Origin of the sequence: Chitinimonas prasina (assembly GCF_030160395.1) — a bacterium.
Lineage (GTDB): Bacteria > Pseudomonadota > Gammaproteobacteria > Burkholderiales > Chitinimonadaceae > Chitinimonas > Chitinimonas prasina.
The window spans coordinates 1086947-1098782 of sequence record NZ_BSOG01000002.1 but is presented as its reverse complement, the minus strand read 5'-3'; the positions used below and the strand labels follow the sequence as shown (position 1 = coordinate 1098782).

Annotated in this window: 13 protein-coding genes; 5 read left to right on the top strand and 8 right to left on the bottom strand. The window is 61.4% G+C overall.

The window, feature by feature from the left end; all coding sequences use genetic code 11:
• Window positions 1–56: 56 nt before the first annotated feature.
• On the bottom strand, window positions 57–1577 hold the full coding sequence (locus QQK16_RS12135) for a fumarate hydratase (protein WP_284196728.1): 1521 nt from the start codon (window positions 1575–1577) through the stop codon (window positions 57–59).
• 246 nt (window positions 1578–1823) lie between these two features.
• Between QQK16_RS12135 and QQK16_RS12130 the strand changes: the two genes are divergently transcribed.
• Window positions 1824–3392, top strand: a complete 1569-nt coding sequence (locus QQK16_RS12130; RefSeq protein WP_284196727.1) for an alpha-amylase — start codon at window positions 1824–1826, stop codon at window positions 3390–3392.
• Here QQK16_RS12130 and QQK16_RS12125 read toward each other — a convergent pair.
• Window positions 3382–4197: a ferritin-like domain-containing protein gene (locus QQK16_RS12125; RefSeq protein WP_284196726.1), complete on the bottom strand. Its 816-nt coding sequence runs from the start codon at window positions 4195–4197 to the stop codon at window positions 3382–3384. The genes QQK16_RS12130 and QQK16_RS12125 overlap by 11 nt on opposite strands.
• On the bottom strand, window positions 4197–4469 hold the full coding sequence (locus tag QQK16_RS12120; RefSeq protein ID WP_284196725.1) for a DUF1653 domain-containing protein: 273 nt from the start codon (window positions 4467–4469) through the stop codon (window positions 4197–4199). The genes QQK16_RS12125 and QQK16_RS12120 overlap by 1 nt, the downstream gene beginning before the upstream one ends.
• 82 nt (window positions 4470–4551) lie before the next feature.
• On the opposite strand from QQK16_RS12120, the gene pnuC reads away from it, so the two are divergent.
• Together pnuC and QQK16_RS12110 are read left to right on the top strand one after the other, a co-directional pair.
• Window positions 4552–5142: a nicotinamide riboside transporter PnuC gene (gene pnuC, locus QQK16_RS12115; protein ID WP_284196724.1), complete on the top strand. Its 591-nt coding sequence runs from the start codon at window positions 4552–4554 to the stop codon at window positions 5140–5142.
• Between the two features lie 3 nt (window positions 5143–5145).
• Window positions 5146–5685 (top strand): ATP-binding protein, encoded by a 540-nt coding sequence (locus QQK16_RS12110; protein WP_284196723.1) that lies wholly within the window; start codon window positions 5146–5148, stop codon window positions 5683–5685.
• 57 nt (window positions 5686–5742) lie between these two features.
• On the opposite strand, the gene QQK16_RS12105 is transcribed toward QQK16_RS12110, so the two are convergent.
• From QQK16_RS12105 to QQK16_RS12085, 5 genes are all read right to left on the bottom strand, one after another.
• The gene (locus QQK16_RS12105) at window positions 5743–6975 is read right to left on the bottom strand and encodes a hypothetical protein (protein WP_284196722.1); all 1233 of its coding nucleotides are present in this window, start codon (window positions 6973–6975) and stop codon (window positions 5743–5745) included.
• A gap of 157 nt (window positions 6976–7132) precedes the next feature.
• On the bottom strand, window positions 7133–8284 hold the full coding sequence (locus QQK16_RS12100; RefSeq protein WP_284196721.1) for a M14 family metallopeptidase: 1152 nt from the start codon (window positions 8282–8284) through the stop codon (window positions 7133–7135).
• A gap of 106 nt (window positions 8285–8390) precedes the next feature.
• Complete coding sequence (locus QQK16_RS12095) at window positions 8391–8843, bottom strand: GNAT family N-acetyltransferase (RefSeq protein WP_284196720.1); 453 nt, start codon at window positions 8841–8843, stop codon at window positions 8391–8393.
• Window positions 8844–8988: 145 nt separating this feature from the next.
• On the bottom strand, window positions 8989–9390 hold the full coding sequence (locus tag QQK16_RS12090; protein WP_284196719.1) for a YchJ family protein: 402 nt from the start codon (window positions 9388–9390) through the stop codon (window positions 8989–8991).
• A gap of 95 nt (window positions 9391–9485) precedes the next feature.
• The gene (locus QQK16_RS12085; protein ID WP_284196718.1) at window positions 9486–10607 is read right to left on the bottom strand and encodes a cupin domain-containing protein; all 1122 of its coding nucleotides are present in this window, start codon (window positions 10605–10607) and stop codon (window positions 9486–9488) included.
• Window positions 10608–10800: 193 nt separating this feature from the next.
• Between QQK16_RS12085 and QQK16_RS12080 the strand changes: the two genes are divergently transcribed.
• Both QQK16_RS12080 and QQK16_RS12075 read left to right on the top strand, forming a co-directional pair.
• A complete protein-coding gene (locus QQK16_RS12080; RefSeq protein WP_284196717.1) occupies window positions 10801–11277 on the top strand; it encodes a peroxiredoxin in 477 nt (158 codons plus the stop codon).
• Between the two features lie 22 nt (window positions 11278–11299).
• Window positions 11300–11785 carry an FKBP-type peptidyl-prolyl cis-trans isomerase gene (locus QQK16_RS12075; RefSeq protein WP_284196716.1) on the top strand — a complete coding sequence of 162 codons (486 nt, stop codon included), beginning with the start codon at window positions 11300–11302 and terminating at the stop codon, window positions 11783–11785.
• Window positions 11786–11836 lie beyond the last annotated feature (51 nt).

Genomic DNA, 11836 nt, shown 5'->3' with positions numbered 1-11836 from the left:
AAAACGCCCCAACATCGGGGCGTTTTGCTTTGGGGCTGCCAGCTTGGCAGCGCGCCTTATTGCACGGCCAGCGGAATCTTGCCTATGCGGGCTTGCCATTCAGCGGGGCCGGTTTTATGCACCGAGCTGCCCGCAGAATCTACGGCCACGGTCACGGGCATGTCCACCACGTCGAATTCATAGATGGCCTCCATGCCCAGGTCGGCAAAGCCCACCACCTTGGCGCCCTTGATGGCCTTGGATACCAAGTAGGCGGCACCGCCGACAGCCATCAGGTAGACCGACTGGTGCTTCTTGATGGCATCGAGGCCGGCCGGGCCACGTTCGGCCTTGCCTACCATGCCCAGCAGGCCAGTGGCGGCCAGCACCTGCTCGGTAAACTTGTCCATGCGGGTGGCGGTGGTAGGGCCGGCTGGGCCGACGACTTCGTCACGTACCGGATCAACCGGTCCGACGTAGTAGATAAAGCGGTTCTTAAAATCCACCGGCAGGGTTTCGCCCTTGTTGAGCATGTCTACCATGCGCTTGTGGGCGGCATCGCGGCCGGTCAGCAGCTTGCCGTTGAGCAGCAGGGTCTGGCCGGGCTTCCAGCTGGCGACTTCTTCGCGGGTGACGGTATCGAGGTTGACACGAGTCGCCTCGGCTGAGGGCGTCCAGGTCACTTGCGGCCAGTCTTCCAGCTTGGGGGCTTCCAGCTGGGCAGGGCCCGAGCCATCCAGCTCGAAGTGCACATGGCGGGTGGCGGCGCAGTTGGGGATCATGGCCACGGGGAGCGAGGCCGCGTGGGTGGGGTAGTCCAGTATCTTGATATCCAGCACGGTGGCCAGGCCGCCCAGGCCCTGCGCACCTATGCCCAGGGCGTTGACCTTTTCGAACAGTTCCAGGCGCAACTCTTCCACCCGGTTTTGCGGGCCACGGGCAATCAGGTCCTGGATGTCGATAGGCTCCATCAGCGACTTCTTGGCCAGCAGCATGGCTTTTTCGGCCGTGCCACCTATGCCTATGCCTAGCATGCCCGGGGGGCACCAGCCGGCGCCCATCAGGGGGACGGTCTTGAGTACCCACTCGACGATGCTGTCGGAGGGGTTGAGCATGACGAACTTGGATTTGTTCTCGGAACCACCGCCCTTGGCGGCAATGTGCACTTCCACGGTGTTGCCCGGCACGATCTCGAAATGCGTGATGGCAGGGGTATTGTCGCGGGTGTTCCGGCGGGCGCCTGCCGGGTCGGCCAGCACCGAGGCGCGCAGCTTGTTGTCCGGGTGCAGATAGGCCTGGCGGGTGCCCTCGTTGACCATATCCTCCACACCCATGGTGGCGTCGGCCCAGCGTACATCCATACCGATCTTGACGAAGGCGCAGACGATGCCGGTGTCCTGGCAGATGGGGCGGTGGCCTTCGGCACACATGCGGCTATTGGTCAGTATCTGCGCAATGGCGTCCTTGGCGGCTGGCGACTGCTCCAGTTCGTAGGCGCGTCCCAGGCTCTGGATATAGTCCTTGGGATGGTAATAGGAGATGTACTGCAGGGCATCGGCAATGCTGTCGATGAAGTCCTGCTGACGGATGATGGTCATGGCGGGGCTCCGTGAGGGGCGATCGGGGGAATGGGCAATTATACCGGATGCAGGCGCCAGGGCCGAACGCTCACGGTTGCCGCATGGCAGCCTCGGCCCGCCAGGATTCGCTAGCGCCACTCTTTGTAATCGTTTGAGCGGGTAGTCGGTTCGGTTTGACTACCTAATCGGCTGCCCGGATGATCGGCGGTCTGAACTGTTCCTCGATGGACAGTCGTGCAAAACATAATGAGATCGGAGTGACCTGTGTTTGAGCGAAATCGTCGTTACCTGGCCTGTCTGGCTGTCTTGAGCTTGGCTGCCTGCGGCGGAGGTGGTGGCGGTGGAGACGGGGGTGGCACTACCACCCCACCCACCACCCCGACCCGCCCGGTGCTGGATCCTACCTACCGCGCCAGCGGCCGCGCTGCCGCTGGTGACACCTTTGTCCACCTGTTTGAGTGGAAATGGACCGATATCGCCAGCGAGTGCGAAACCCAGCTGGGGCCCAAGGGCTACAAGGCGGTACAGGTGTCGCCGCCGCAGGAGGACATACAAGGCAGCCAATGGTGGACCCGCTACCAGCCGGTGAGCTACAGCATAGGCCTGAGTCGCTCGGGCAGCAGTACCGAGTTCGTCGATATGGTGAACCGGTGCAAGGCTGTGGGGGTGGGTATCTATGTGGATGCCGTGATCAACCATATGTCGGCCGGTAGTGGTACCGGCCGCAATGGTACGGTCTATGGTAAGTACAGTTATCCGGGCCTCTATACCCAGGCGGATTTCCATCCGGCCTGCGCCATCAACAACTACCAGAGTGCCGCCAATGTGCAGGATTGCGAGCTGGTAGGCCTGGCCGATCTCAAGACGGACTCCGCCACCGTGCAGCAAAGGATTGCGGACTACCTGCTGGCGCTGTCACGCCTGGGCGTTGCAGGTTTTCGCCTGGATGCGGCCAAGCATATCCAGCCGGTTGAGCTTAACGGGGTGATCAGCAAGGTCAACCAGGCGCTGGCGGCAGAAGGCCGGGCCTTGCCTTACTATTTTGCCGAGGTGATCGATTACGGTGGTGAGGGCGTCACCGCCCGCGATTACTTTGGCCTGGGTTACAGCACGGCCGGGGCCATGGATATCACCGAGTTCAAGTTCCGTGGCATAGGCGACAAGTTCCTGGGGACAGGAGGCCAGAAGCTTGCGCAACTCAACCCTAATGGTGCCAGCGGCAGCCAGTTCTCCGAGACCGCCTGGGGGCTGATGCCGGCTGACAAGGCGGTGGTGTTTGTGGAAAACCACGATAGCCAGCGAGAGGGCGGGATTTCCTACCGGGACGGCGCGGCTTATCGGCTGGCCCATGTCTGGATGCTGGCGCAGCCTTACGGCTATCCGTCGGTCATGTCCAGCTATGGCTTTGACCGTAACAGCCAGGCTGGGCGCGATGCGGGCCCGCCCGCACCGGCCGCCTGCGCCAGTGCTCTTGAGGCCGCCAGCGTGGGTAGCTGGGTGTGCGAGCATCGTGATCCATTGATTGCCAATATGGTGGCTTTCCGCCGCGCCGTTGCCGGTGCCCCGGTGGCGAATTGGTGGGACAACGGCGGCAATGCCATTGCCTTCTCGCGTGGCGACAAAGGTTTTGTGCTCATCAATCGCGAAACGGTTGACCTCAACCGCAGCTTTGATACCGGCTTGCCGGCTGGCAGCTATTGCGATGTGCTGGCGGGTGGCAAGCAGGCGGGCACCTGCCTGGGCCGGGTCGTGGTGGTGGGGGCGGACGGCAAGGCCAGCCTGAACCTTGGTGGCAATGCTGCCGTGGTGCTGCAGGCCGGTATCAGGCTGTAGTGCTGCGCCCTGCGTAGTTGAGCAGGGCGTCGAGTTCTGCCATGTCGAAGCCCGCTTGCAGGCGGGCTTCGATATTTAGCTCGCCTATGCTGCGCGAGATGTCGAAGTCTTCAAGGTATTGGCGGAAGGTGGCAATGGGATCCAGCCCACGCTGCGCGCAGGCCCAGCGGAACCAGCGATTGCCTATGGCCACATGGCCCACTTCGTCGCGGAAGATGATGTCCAGTATGGCGACGGCCCTGGGGTCACCTGCCGCTTGCAGGCGGGCCTGCATGCCTGGGGTGACATCCAGTCCACGGGCTTCGAGCAGGCGCGGCACCAGGGCCATGCGGGTCAGCATGTCGCCAGCTGTCTTCTCGGCCATGGTCCACAGGCCGTTATGTGCCAGGAAATCGCCGTAGCGATGGCCCAGCGTGGCCAAGTGGTCTGCCAGCAGACCAAAATGGCCTGCCTCCTCGGCAGCAACCTGTAGCCAGTCCTGGTAGTAGGCGCGCGGCAGGCCAGGAAATCGACAAGCCGCATCCAGCGCCAGATTGATGGCATTGAACTCGATATGGGCAATGGCATGGATCAGTGCGGCGCGGCCCGCAACCGTACCCAGGCGGCGGCGCGGTACGTCCAGTGGGGCAACCAGTTCTGGCCTGGCGGGCCTGCCTACCGTCTGGGGCGTCGCTTGGTGGAGGCCACTGTGATCCAGCCGCCCACCCTGCCAGTCCGCCCACAAGGCCTGGGCCATGCGGGCCTTGGCATAGGGGTCGGATTCCGCCAGGGCAGCGTGGAGGGCAGGGTAGAGCGATGCCGCCATCAGCCGGCCTTGGCTGCCCGCCGCTTGGCCTTGGCCTCGTCTACCGCCGCCTGTGCCGCAGCACGGTCGCCTTGCATGGCGGTGGTCACTTCGGTGGCCGAGATAGGCGTGAAGCGGCTTTCGAATTCCTGCCGGTCACGTACCCACAGGCCTTGCTCAAAGGGCCAGAGGTGTTCGTAGACGACCACGTCGCCGGTGGTATCAGCCGAGCGGGCGTGGGCGACAAAGCGGTAGAGGCCGCCATCGGTATGGCGATAGTGCAGATGGGACATGATATGGACCTTGGGGCAAAGTGCCGCATTTTATCGCTTGCCGTGGTATATGGTGCCGATCTTGCGATAAAGAAAGGTAGCTATGGGTTTGCTTGAGCAACTGCAGTCCATGACCCTGGCCGAAGTGGCGGGTTTTGCGCTGACCCTCTCCGCCATCTGGCTGGCCGCCCGCAACCATAGGCTGACCTGGCCGCTGCAGATGCTGGCAGGCGTGCTGTATATCTGGCTGTTCTGTAGCGTCAACCTGTTTGGCGAGGCCGCCCTGAACGGCCTGTACGTGGTATTGGCCGCCTATGGCTGGCGCGCCTGGCGCCGTGGCGATGCGACGCCCACCCTGCCCATCACGCCCATGAACCGGCGAGATTACGCCGTGCTGCTGAGCCTGGGCGGTGCGGGTACGGTGCTGGTGGCGCAGCTGCAACTGAGTTTTCTGCCTACCGATCTGCCCTGGCTGGATTCCACCGTCTTTGTCTTTGGCGTATTGGCCCAATGGCTGCAAGCTCGGCGCAAGTTGCAGAACTGGCTGCTATGGATAGCCCTGGATATCCTGGCTGCGGGTATTTATCTGCATAAGGATCTGCATATCACCGCCTTGCTGTATGTCCTGCTGGCGGGCTTGGCGGCCTATGGCTGGCTTGATTGGCGCAAGCGCCTGGCACAGGGCGGTGTGTGAGCCATGCGCAAGATTGCGGTGGTGGGGGCCGAGTCATCCGGTAAAACGACATTGAGCCAGGATCTGGCGCAGGCACTGGGTGCGGCTTGGCTGCCCGAATATGCGCGGCAATATCTGGCGACGCGCGCAACTGTTGCTTATGGCCTGGCGGATGTCGTGGCTATTGCGCAGGGTCAGCTGGCTGGCGAGGTCGAGCCGCGGCGTTGGCAGGGCAGCGACCGGAGCGACTGGCTGGTGTGCGACACCAACGCACTGGTCTGCATGATCTGGGCCGAGGTGCGCTTTGGGCATTGCCCAGCAACAATTCGAGCCTGCTGGCAAGCCGATGACTATGTGCTACATGTGCTGCCCACGCCCAATATCGCCTGGGAGCCCGACCCATTGAGAGAGAATCCCGAGGACAGGGAGGCCTTGTTTGCACGCTATCGCGATGCCTTGATGCAGGCTGGCGCCGCCCATATCGTGGTACAGGGTAGCCCGGCGGCGCGGGTACAGGCCGTGCTGGCTGCCTTGGGGCTGCCATCTTCGCCAAGCCCCGTCTAAGGTTGGCAGCCCCCTTGGTGCGTTGCACAGGCTAGGGGGGCTGGCCAGTAGGTTGTATCAGAACCAATAGCCAAAGCTGAGGCTGAATCCCTTGGCGTGTGGCGCGCGGATATAGCTCAGACCGCCGCGCATGCTGCTGGTGCGGGCATTGGCGGCCCGCTTGCTGCCAAAGGTGACGCTCACCTCCTGTTGATTGCGGTTGAACAGGCGGGTGCCGGTATAACGGGTATCGACCAGGGCGTATTCCCAGGTCACCGGCTCGTCACCCAGCATCATGGTGGTGTTCTGCTCGATCAGCACCCCGTTGCGAAATACCGTGTTGCGTATGTCTGGGTCGTAGGCGACATCGTTGACCTTGAGCTTGAGCGCCTTGTAGAAACCCACCATATTGCCGATGGTGAAGCTGAAATCCTTGCCCGGTATCACATAGCTGCTGGTAATGGTGGCATTGCCCATGGCCACGCCAGAGCCCAGATCAGGCGACCCGGTGGCGCGCAGGCCACCTGTGAAGGCCAGATACCATTGTTCCGATATCGGGCCGCGATAGGTCAGCGACATACCCACGTCGTAGGCCTTAGCACCTTCCACATCGGTCTGAGCCAAGGGCACGTAGATGGTCAGCTCACGGCCCGGTGTTTCAAACTGGCGGGAGTAGGACAAGGGCAGGCTGGCAGCATCGCTATCCATATCCCGTGGATTGCTCACGCCATTGGCTACCAGCTTGGTATAGCTGGGCATGAACCCTACCAATCCACTGGGCTTGTCGGCTTTGCCACTGGTTTGGCTGGGGCTGACCAAGCCAAGACCGTAGTCTTGCGCAGCACCACGGCTCATCATGCTGTTGGGGTTGCCGGCCACCGGGTCTACCGGTGAGGTTTCGACCAGCGCCCGCTGCAGCCGCGACAGCAGATCCGGGTTCTTCTTGAAATACTCCTTCAGCAAGTCCTCGCTGGCATCGCGGCTTGCACCCTGGAAGGTCTGGCTCAGGTTGAGCACGGGGATATCCAGTCGCAGCAGGGTACTGCCTTGGGTCGGATAGGCCAACAACATGTTCACACCACGGAAATCCAGCTTCAGGCTGGCTGTTTCGGTACCGTTGTAGCTGGCGATCAACGCGCGCATGCCGGCATCGGTGGTGGCCGCCAGGGCATCCTCGGCCGTATCGTACTGGCGGGATTGAGTCTGGCCATTCACGGTGGCGGTGATATCGAATACCCCGGCCCAGGCGACGGGGGCTGCCAGGGCCAGGCCAAACAGGCAACTGCGGACGATATGACGGTGTCTCTCCATGATATGCCTCCTGCTGCAGTGTGGTTATTGGATAACACCGGTATGGTCGAGCGCCGACGGCGATGGCAAGGCCGATTTGGGCTAAAGGCGATGATCGGTAGTCGCTTGTTGCGCAAAAGAAAAAGCGGCCAGAAGGCCGCTTGGTGGGTTTGCAGTATCAGCGTAGCTGGTCTAGCACGGCCAGGATGGGTTGCAGCACCGATGCCCCCAGCTTCTTCGAGCGCTCGCCGCTCCAGCCGTATTCTTCGTCTGGCAGGTTGGCGTTGTCCTTGAACGGCATTTCTATGGTGTAGGACAAGCAATCGAAGTTCTGTCCCACCCAGTTGGTCGCCAGAGTGAGGTTGCCTTCGCCGGCCTTGTCGCGCTCGTAGCCAAACTTGTCCTGGAAGTCTGGGCTGGCGCTGATCCAGGCTTGCTTGAAGGCGTTTTCCAGTGCTTCCAGCCTGGGTGTGTAGCCGGGGTTGCCTTCGCAGCCGGCCACGAAATTGTAGGGCAGGGCTTCGTCGCCATGGGCGTCGAGGAAGAGGTCTACACCGGTAGCCTGCATCTTTTGGCGTACCAGCAAGACTTCGGGCGAGCGTTCCAGCGTGGGGTTGCCCCATTCGCGATTGAGGTTGGCGCCGGCGGCATTGGTGCGCAGGTTGCCACGGGCGGCGCCGTCGGGGTTCATATTGGGCACCACATGGAACACACACTGGCCCAGCAGCACCCGGCTGAACGGGTCGTCGCTGTCCAGCAGGCGCTCCAGGAAGCCTTCCACAAACCATTCGGCCATGGTCTCGCCTGGATGTTGGCGGGCAATCAGCCAGACCTTCTTCTTCTGCGCCAGCGGCGTGGTGCTTTCTTCGTCGGTGATGCGCAGCAGGGTCATGTCGCGGCCATCCAGCGTCTGGCCCAAGTGCTCGACCTCGACTTTGTCTGATTCGGTGGCAAAGCCGATCAGATCGAGGTGGCGCTCGTATGAGTAGGGTTCGAAATAGGCAAAGTAGACGCTTTGTGCCACCGGGGTGAGCTGGGTGGTCATCACCTGGCCATCAAAGCTGGTGGGCAGGCGGAACCAGTGCTGGCGGTCGTAGCTGGCCACCACGCGGTAGTCGGGCCAACCCTTTGGATAGGCACTGCTGCCTGCATTCAGAAAGCGCATGCTGACGGGCAGACCGGCGGCGCCCTGCAGGCGGAAGTGGAACCACTGGGCGAATTCGCTGGCGTTGTCGGGCTTGATCTTGAGCTGGATATCGCGATGATCGGCCAGGCTGACCACCTCGATGGCGCCGGAATCGAAAGCGGTGGAGATATGCAGTTGGGTCATGGGCGTACTCTGGGCTATGCCGCCGCAGCGGCAGGTTGGACGCGCAGAGTTTAGCGATTACCGCGACGAATTGCTGTTTATATCGTTTGGCCCGGCGCGATGGACATCAGATGGCATTGCTACGGAAATTTCGCCGGTATTTCACGAACCCGCGCTTGCGCTCACCGTCGTAGCCCTGTGCAGCAAAGAAGCGATGGGCATCGAGGCGGCTGGCGGTGCTGAGCAGCATGATCTTGGAGCAATCGCGTGCCAGGCACCGCTGCTCTACCTCGGCCAGCAGCAAGGCGCCTACGCCCTGGCCGCGTGCGCTGGCGGCGACCACCAGGTTCTCCAGCAGGGCATAGGGCTGGCGGGCGTACATGGTGTCTGGACAGAACTGCAGATGGACAGTTGCCAGCAGGCGACCTTGGTGCTCGACCACCAGCAGGGCCTGGTCTGGGTTGCCGGCCAACCGTTCTATCTGTTCCGGTAGCACCGTGATGGCCGGGTCGTTGACCAGTTCATGGTAGAGCGAGGCGATGGCGCTGGCATCGGCGGCTTGAGCTAGGCGTATGTGCATTGGTAGTGAGGAGGAGTTACTGTGAAGGTGGAGGTGCTGGGGGCGTATCAGGCACGGGAGGCTGGCAAGCCGGCAGGCTGTCGGCCAGCGCCTGCATGACATCGGTGCGTTGGCCCGTTGTACCCGCCGTTGCGGAGCGCGGTATTTACTCTTCTACCTTGCCATCCAGATAGACCCAGCGGCCCTTGTAGCGGACGAAGCGGCTTTTCTCGGCCACCTTGGCGGCCTTGCCGCCTATCTTGTACTTGGCGACGAATTCCACCGTACCTTCTTCGTCATCCGGGCCGCCGGCTTCGCTGCCCTTGATGGTCAGACCTACCCATTTGGCGGAGTCATCCTTGAGGTTGAGGTCGTCCGGGCGGGTATCGGGATGCCAGCTATAGAGCAGGTAGTCGGCCTTTTTCATGACATAGGCGCTGTAACGCGAACGCATCAGTGCCTCGGGGTTGCGGGCGCCTTCTTTTTCCATATGGAGCATGAAGCAGCATTCCTTGTAGGGCTTGCCGCTACCGCAAGGGCAGTCTGTGGGGAACTCGTGTTTGGACATGATGCATTCCTGACGGGTGGTGCACGATGACGTTGCGATGGTCATCGTGTCGGGTAAGGTGGGCGTGGAGTTGGTAGGGTCGGCTTTGTCGTGGCTCAGCCTGCACCCAGCTGCAAATAACCGTAGTTGTAGCACTCATACAGTGCGTCCAGTACCGACTCTTCATACTTGGCGGGCGGCAGCTTGCGCTGGTTGGCCAGCTGTTGGAGTACGGCGTGGGCTGCCTGGTCTGCCTCCAGGGTGTCGCCATTGATGTAGACGTGGTCGTCATCAAACAGCATGACGGATTTGAGATCCAGCGCGACGCCCTGCTTGGCGACTGCCCTGGCAAATTTCGCCTCACTCAGCTCATCATCCGGGCCGTCGTAGAACACATGGGCCTTGGGTTCGCTGAAGTAGCGGCCGACAAAATCGCGCACGATGGTTTCATCCCAGCTGATGCCCTGCAACATGCCAGCGACCTGCCGGACAAAGTCGGCGGGCAGGCGTGCCGGGTCCGCCGGCAGGGTCAGGCCCGGGTCGGTATAGATGCCATCGAGTTCGATACGGTCACGCAGAAAGTCGAGAAAGGCGCCGCCCAGCTCCTGTGCCGTGGGGGCGCGGAATCCCACCGACCAGGTCTGGCCGGGCTCCAGTGCCACGCCTTCATGGGCATAGCGTGGTGGCAGATATAGCATGTCGCCATGCTCCAGCACCCATTCCAGCTCGTGCTCGAAATGCTGCAGCACCTTCAAGGGGGCGTCCTCGACCAGGGTCAAATCGGTCTGCGATGAGATGCGCCAGCGCTTTTTTCCGCCTACCTGCAACAGGAAAACATCGTAGCTGTCGAAGTGAGGCCCCACGCCGCCACCGGCAGGGGCATAGCTGATCATCAGGTCGTCCAGCCGAACATGGGGGATGAAATCGAAGCGATACAGCAGTTGTGCCGCGAAAGGGATGTGATGGTTGACGTTCTGTACCAGTACCGTCCAGTCCGCCTCCGCCAGCTTCTTGAAGCGGGATGGCCGGAAGGGGCCGGACTCGCAGGTCCAGCGCCCTTGTTTTTGTTCGATCAGGCGCGATTCGACGTCTTCTTGTCCGGCGAGGGCAAGCAGGTCGGGCAGTTCAGGCAGCCAATCGAATTGGGTAACAGCCTGGCGTATCAGCAGCGGCTTTTTCTGCCAGTAGTCGGCCAGAAACTGCTCGGCCGTCAGATTGCCGAGTGGCGGATTGGGCATATGGGCTATATAGAAAAAAGTGGTATGGGCCTGATTATCTCACCCGGCGCCGCGCTGTGCAGCAGCAGGTGTGGGAGGGTGGCTGCATGCCCTGATGCTGTTCGAGGCAGAGGGCTTGCAGGCAAGGCACGAGCGGGGTCTGGATTGGTGTCGGCGCGATGGTTGGTTGTGAGTTCGTTCAAGACGGGGGTGCATGCATATGCTTGAAGCCGGCGGGCCTGCGCCCGATTTTGAACTGCCCGATGCCGCCATGGACATGGTCAGGCTGTCGGATTTTAAGGGTGACAAGACGGTTGTGCTGTATTTTTATCACCGTGACGATGACCCCGGCTGTACGCGCGAGGCCATTGAGTTCTCGGATCTGGCTGACCGTTTTGCCAAGTCCAATGCCGTGGTGTTGGGCGTGAGCCTGGATGACCCGCTCTGCCATGAGGTATTCCGCGACAAGCATGGCTTGATGGTGAGGCTGTTGTCGGACTCTGAAACAGAAGTGTCACGTCGATATCACACACTGCGGGAGATGGAACGCAATGGCGTGGTAAAATTCGGTACCGTACGGTCGACATTCATTGTCGATCGCAACGGCACGTTGCGTCATGCGCTCTACAACGTTACTCCACGTGGCCATGCCGCAGACGTGCTCAAACTTATTCAGCAACTCGACGCCTAGGCGTCGTCCAAGGAAAGCCCTCATGGAAATCGTCAAGAATTCGGTTGTCTCGCTGCACTATGAAATGTTCGACGCAGCAGGCGAACTGCTCGACCAGACCCAGGCCGATGAGCCCATGGTCTATCTGCACGGTGGCTATGACGGCATTTTCCCTGCCGTTGAAGAAGCCCTGCATGGCAAGAAGGTCGGCGACAAGATCGATGTCTCGATGGAGCCTGATGATGCCTTCGGCGAGTACGATGCCGAGCTGGTTCGCATCGAGCCGCAGGATGTGTTCCCTGAGGAGATTGAAGTCGGCATGATGTTCGAGGCTGATGATCCTGAGACCGGCGACGTGATGTTGTTCACCGTGACCGAAATTGCCGATGGCAAGGTGGTGGTTGATGGCAACCATCCTCTGGCCGGCAAGCGCCTGCGTTTTGTGGCTACCGTGTCGGAAGTGCGAGCCGCCAGCGCAGAAGAGCTGGACCATGGCCATGTGCATGGTCCGCATGGCCATCACCACTAAGAGCCGCGTTACGCTGGCAGGCAGCATCGCATAAGTAGGCGAGGCGAAGGC

Bases quoted from the DNA above. Each gene is read 5' to 3' on its own strand.
- pnuC (WP_284196724.1), top strand. From the start codon at position 4,552: ATGGGTTTGCTTGAGCAACTGCAGTCCATGACCCTGGCCGAAGTGGCG.
- QQK16_RS12100 (WP_284196721.1), bottom strand. From the start codon at position 8,284: ATGACCCAACTGCATATCTCCACCGCTTTCGATTCCGGCGCCATCGAG.
- QQK16_RS12075 (WP_284196716.1), top strand. From the start codon at position 11,300: ATGGAAATCGTCAAGAATTCGGTTGTCTCGCTGCACTATGAAATGTTC.
- QQK16_RS12120 (WP_284196725.1), bottom strand. From the start codon at position 4,469: ATGTCCCATCTGCACTATCGCCATACCGATGGCGGCCTCTACCGCTTT.
- QQK16_RS12105 (WP_284196722.1), bottom strand. From the start codon at position 6,975: ATGGAGAGACACCGTCATATCGTCCGCAGTTGCCTGTTTGGCCTGGCC.
- QQK16_RS12085 (WP_284196718.1), bottom strand. From the start codon at position 10,607: ATGCCCAATCCGCCACTCGGCAATCTGACGGCCGAGCAGTTTCTGGCC.
- QQK16_RS12090 (WP_284196719.1), bottom strand. From the start codon at position 9,390: ATGTCCAAACACGAGTTCCCCACAGACTGCCCTTGCGGTAGCGGCAAG.
- QQK16_RS12135 (WP_284196728.1), bottom strand. From the start codon at position 1,577: ATGACCATCATCCGTCAGCAGGACTTCATCGACAGCATTGCCGATGCC.
- QQK16_RS12110 (WP_284196723.1), top strand. From the start codon at position 5,146: ATGCGCAAGATTGCGGTGGTGGGGGCCGAGTCATCCGGTAAAACGACA.
- QQK16_RS12095 (WP_284196720.1), bottom strand. From the start codon at position 8,843: ATGCACATACGCCTAGCTCAAGCCGCCGATGCCAGCGCCATCGCCTCG.
- QQK16_RS12080 (WP_284196717.1), top strand. From the start codon at position 10,801: ATGCATATGCTTGAAGCCGGCGGGCCTGCGCCCGATTTTGAACTGCCC.
- QQK16_RS12125 (WP_284196726.1), bottom strand. From the start codon at position 4,197: ATGGCGGCATCGCTCTACCCTGCCCTCCACGCTGCCCTGGCGGAATCC.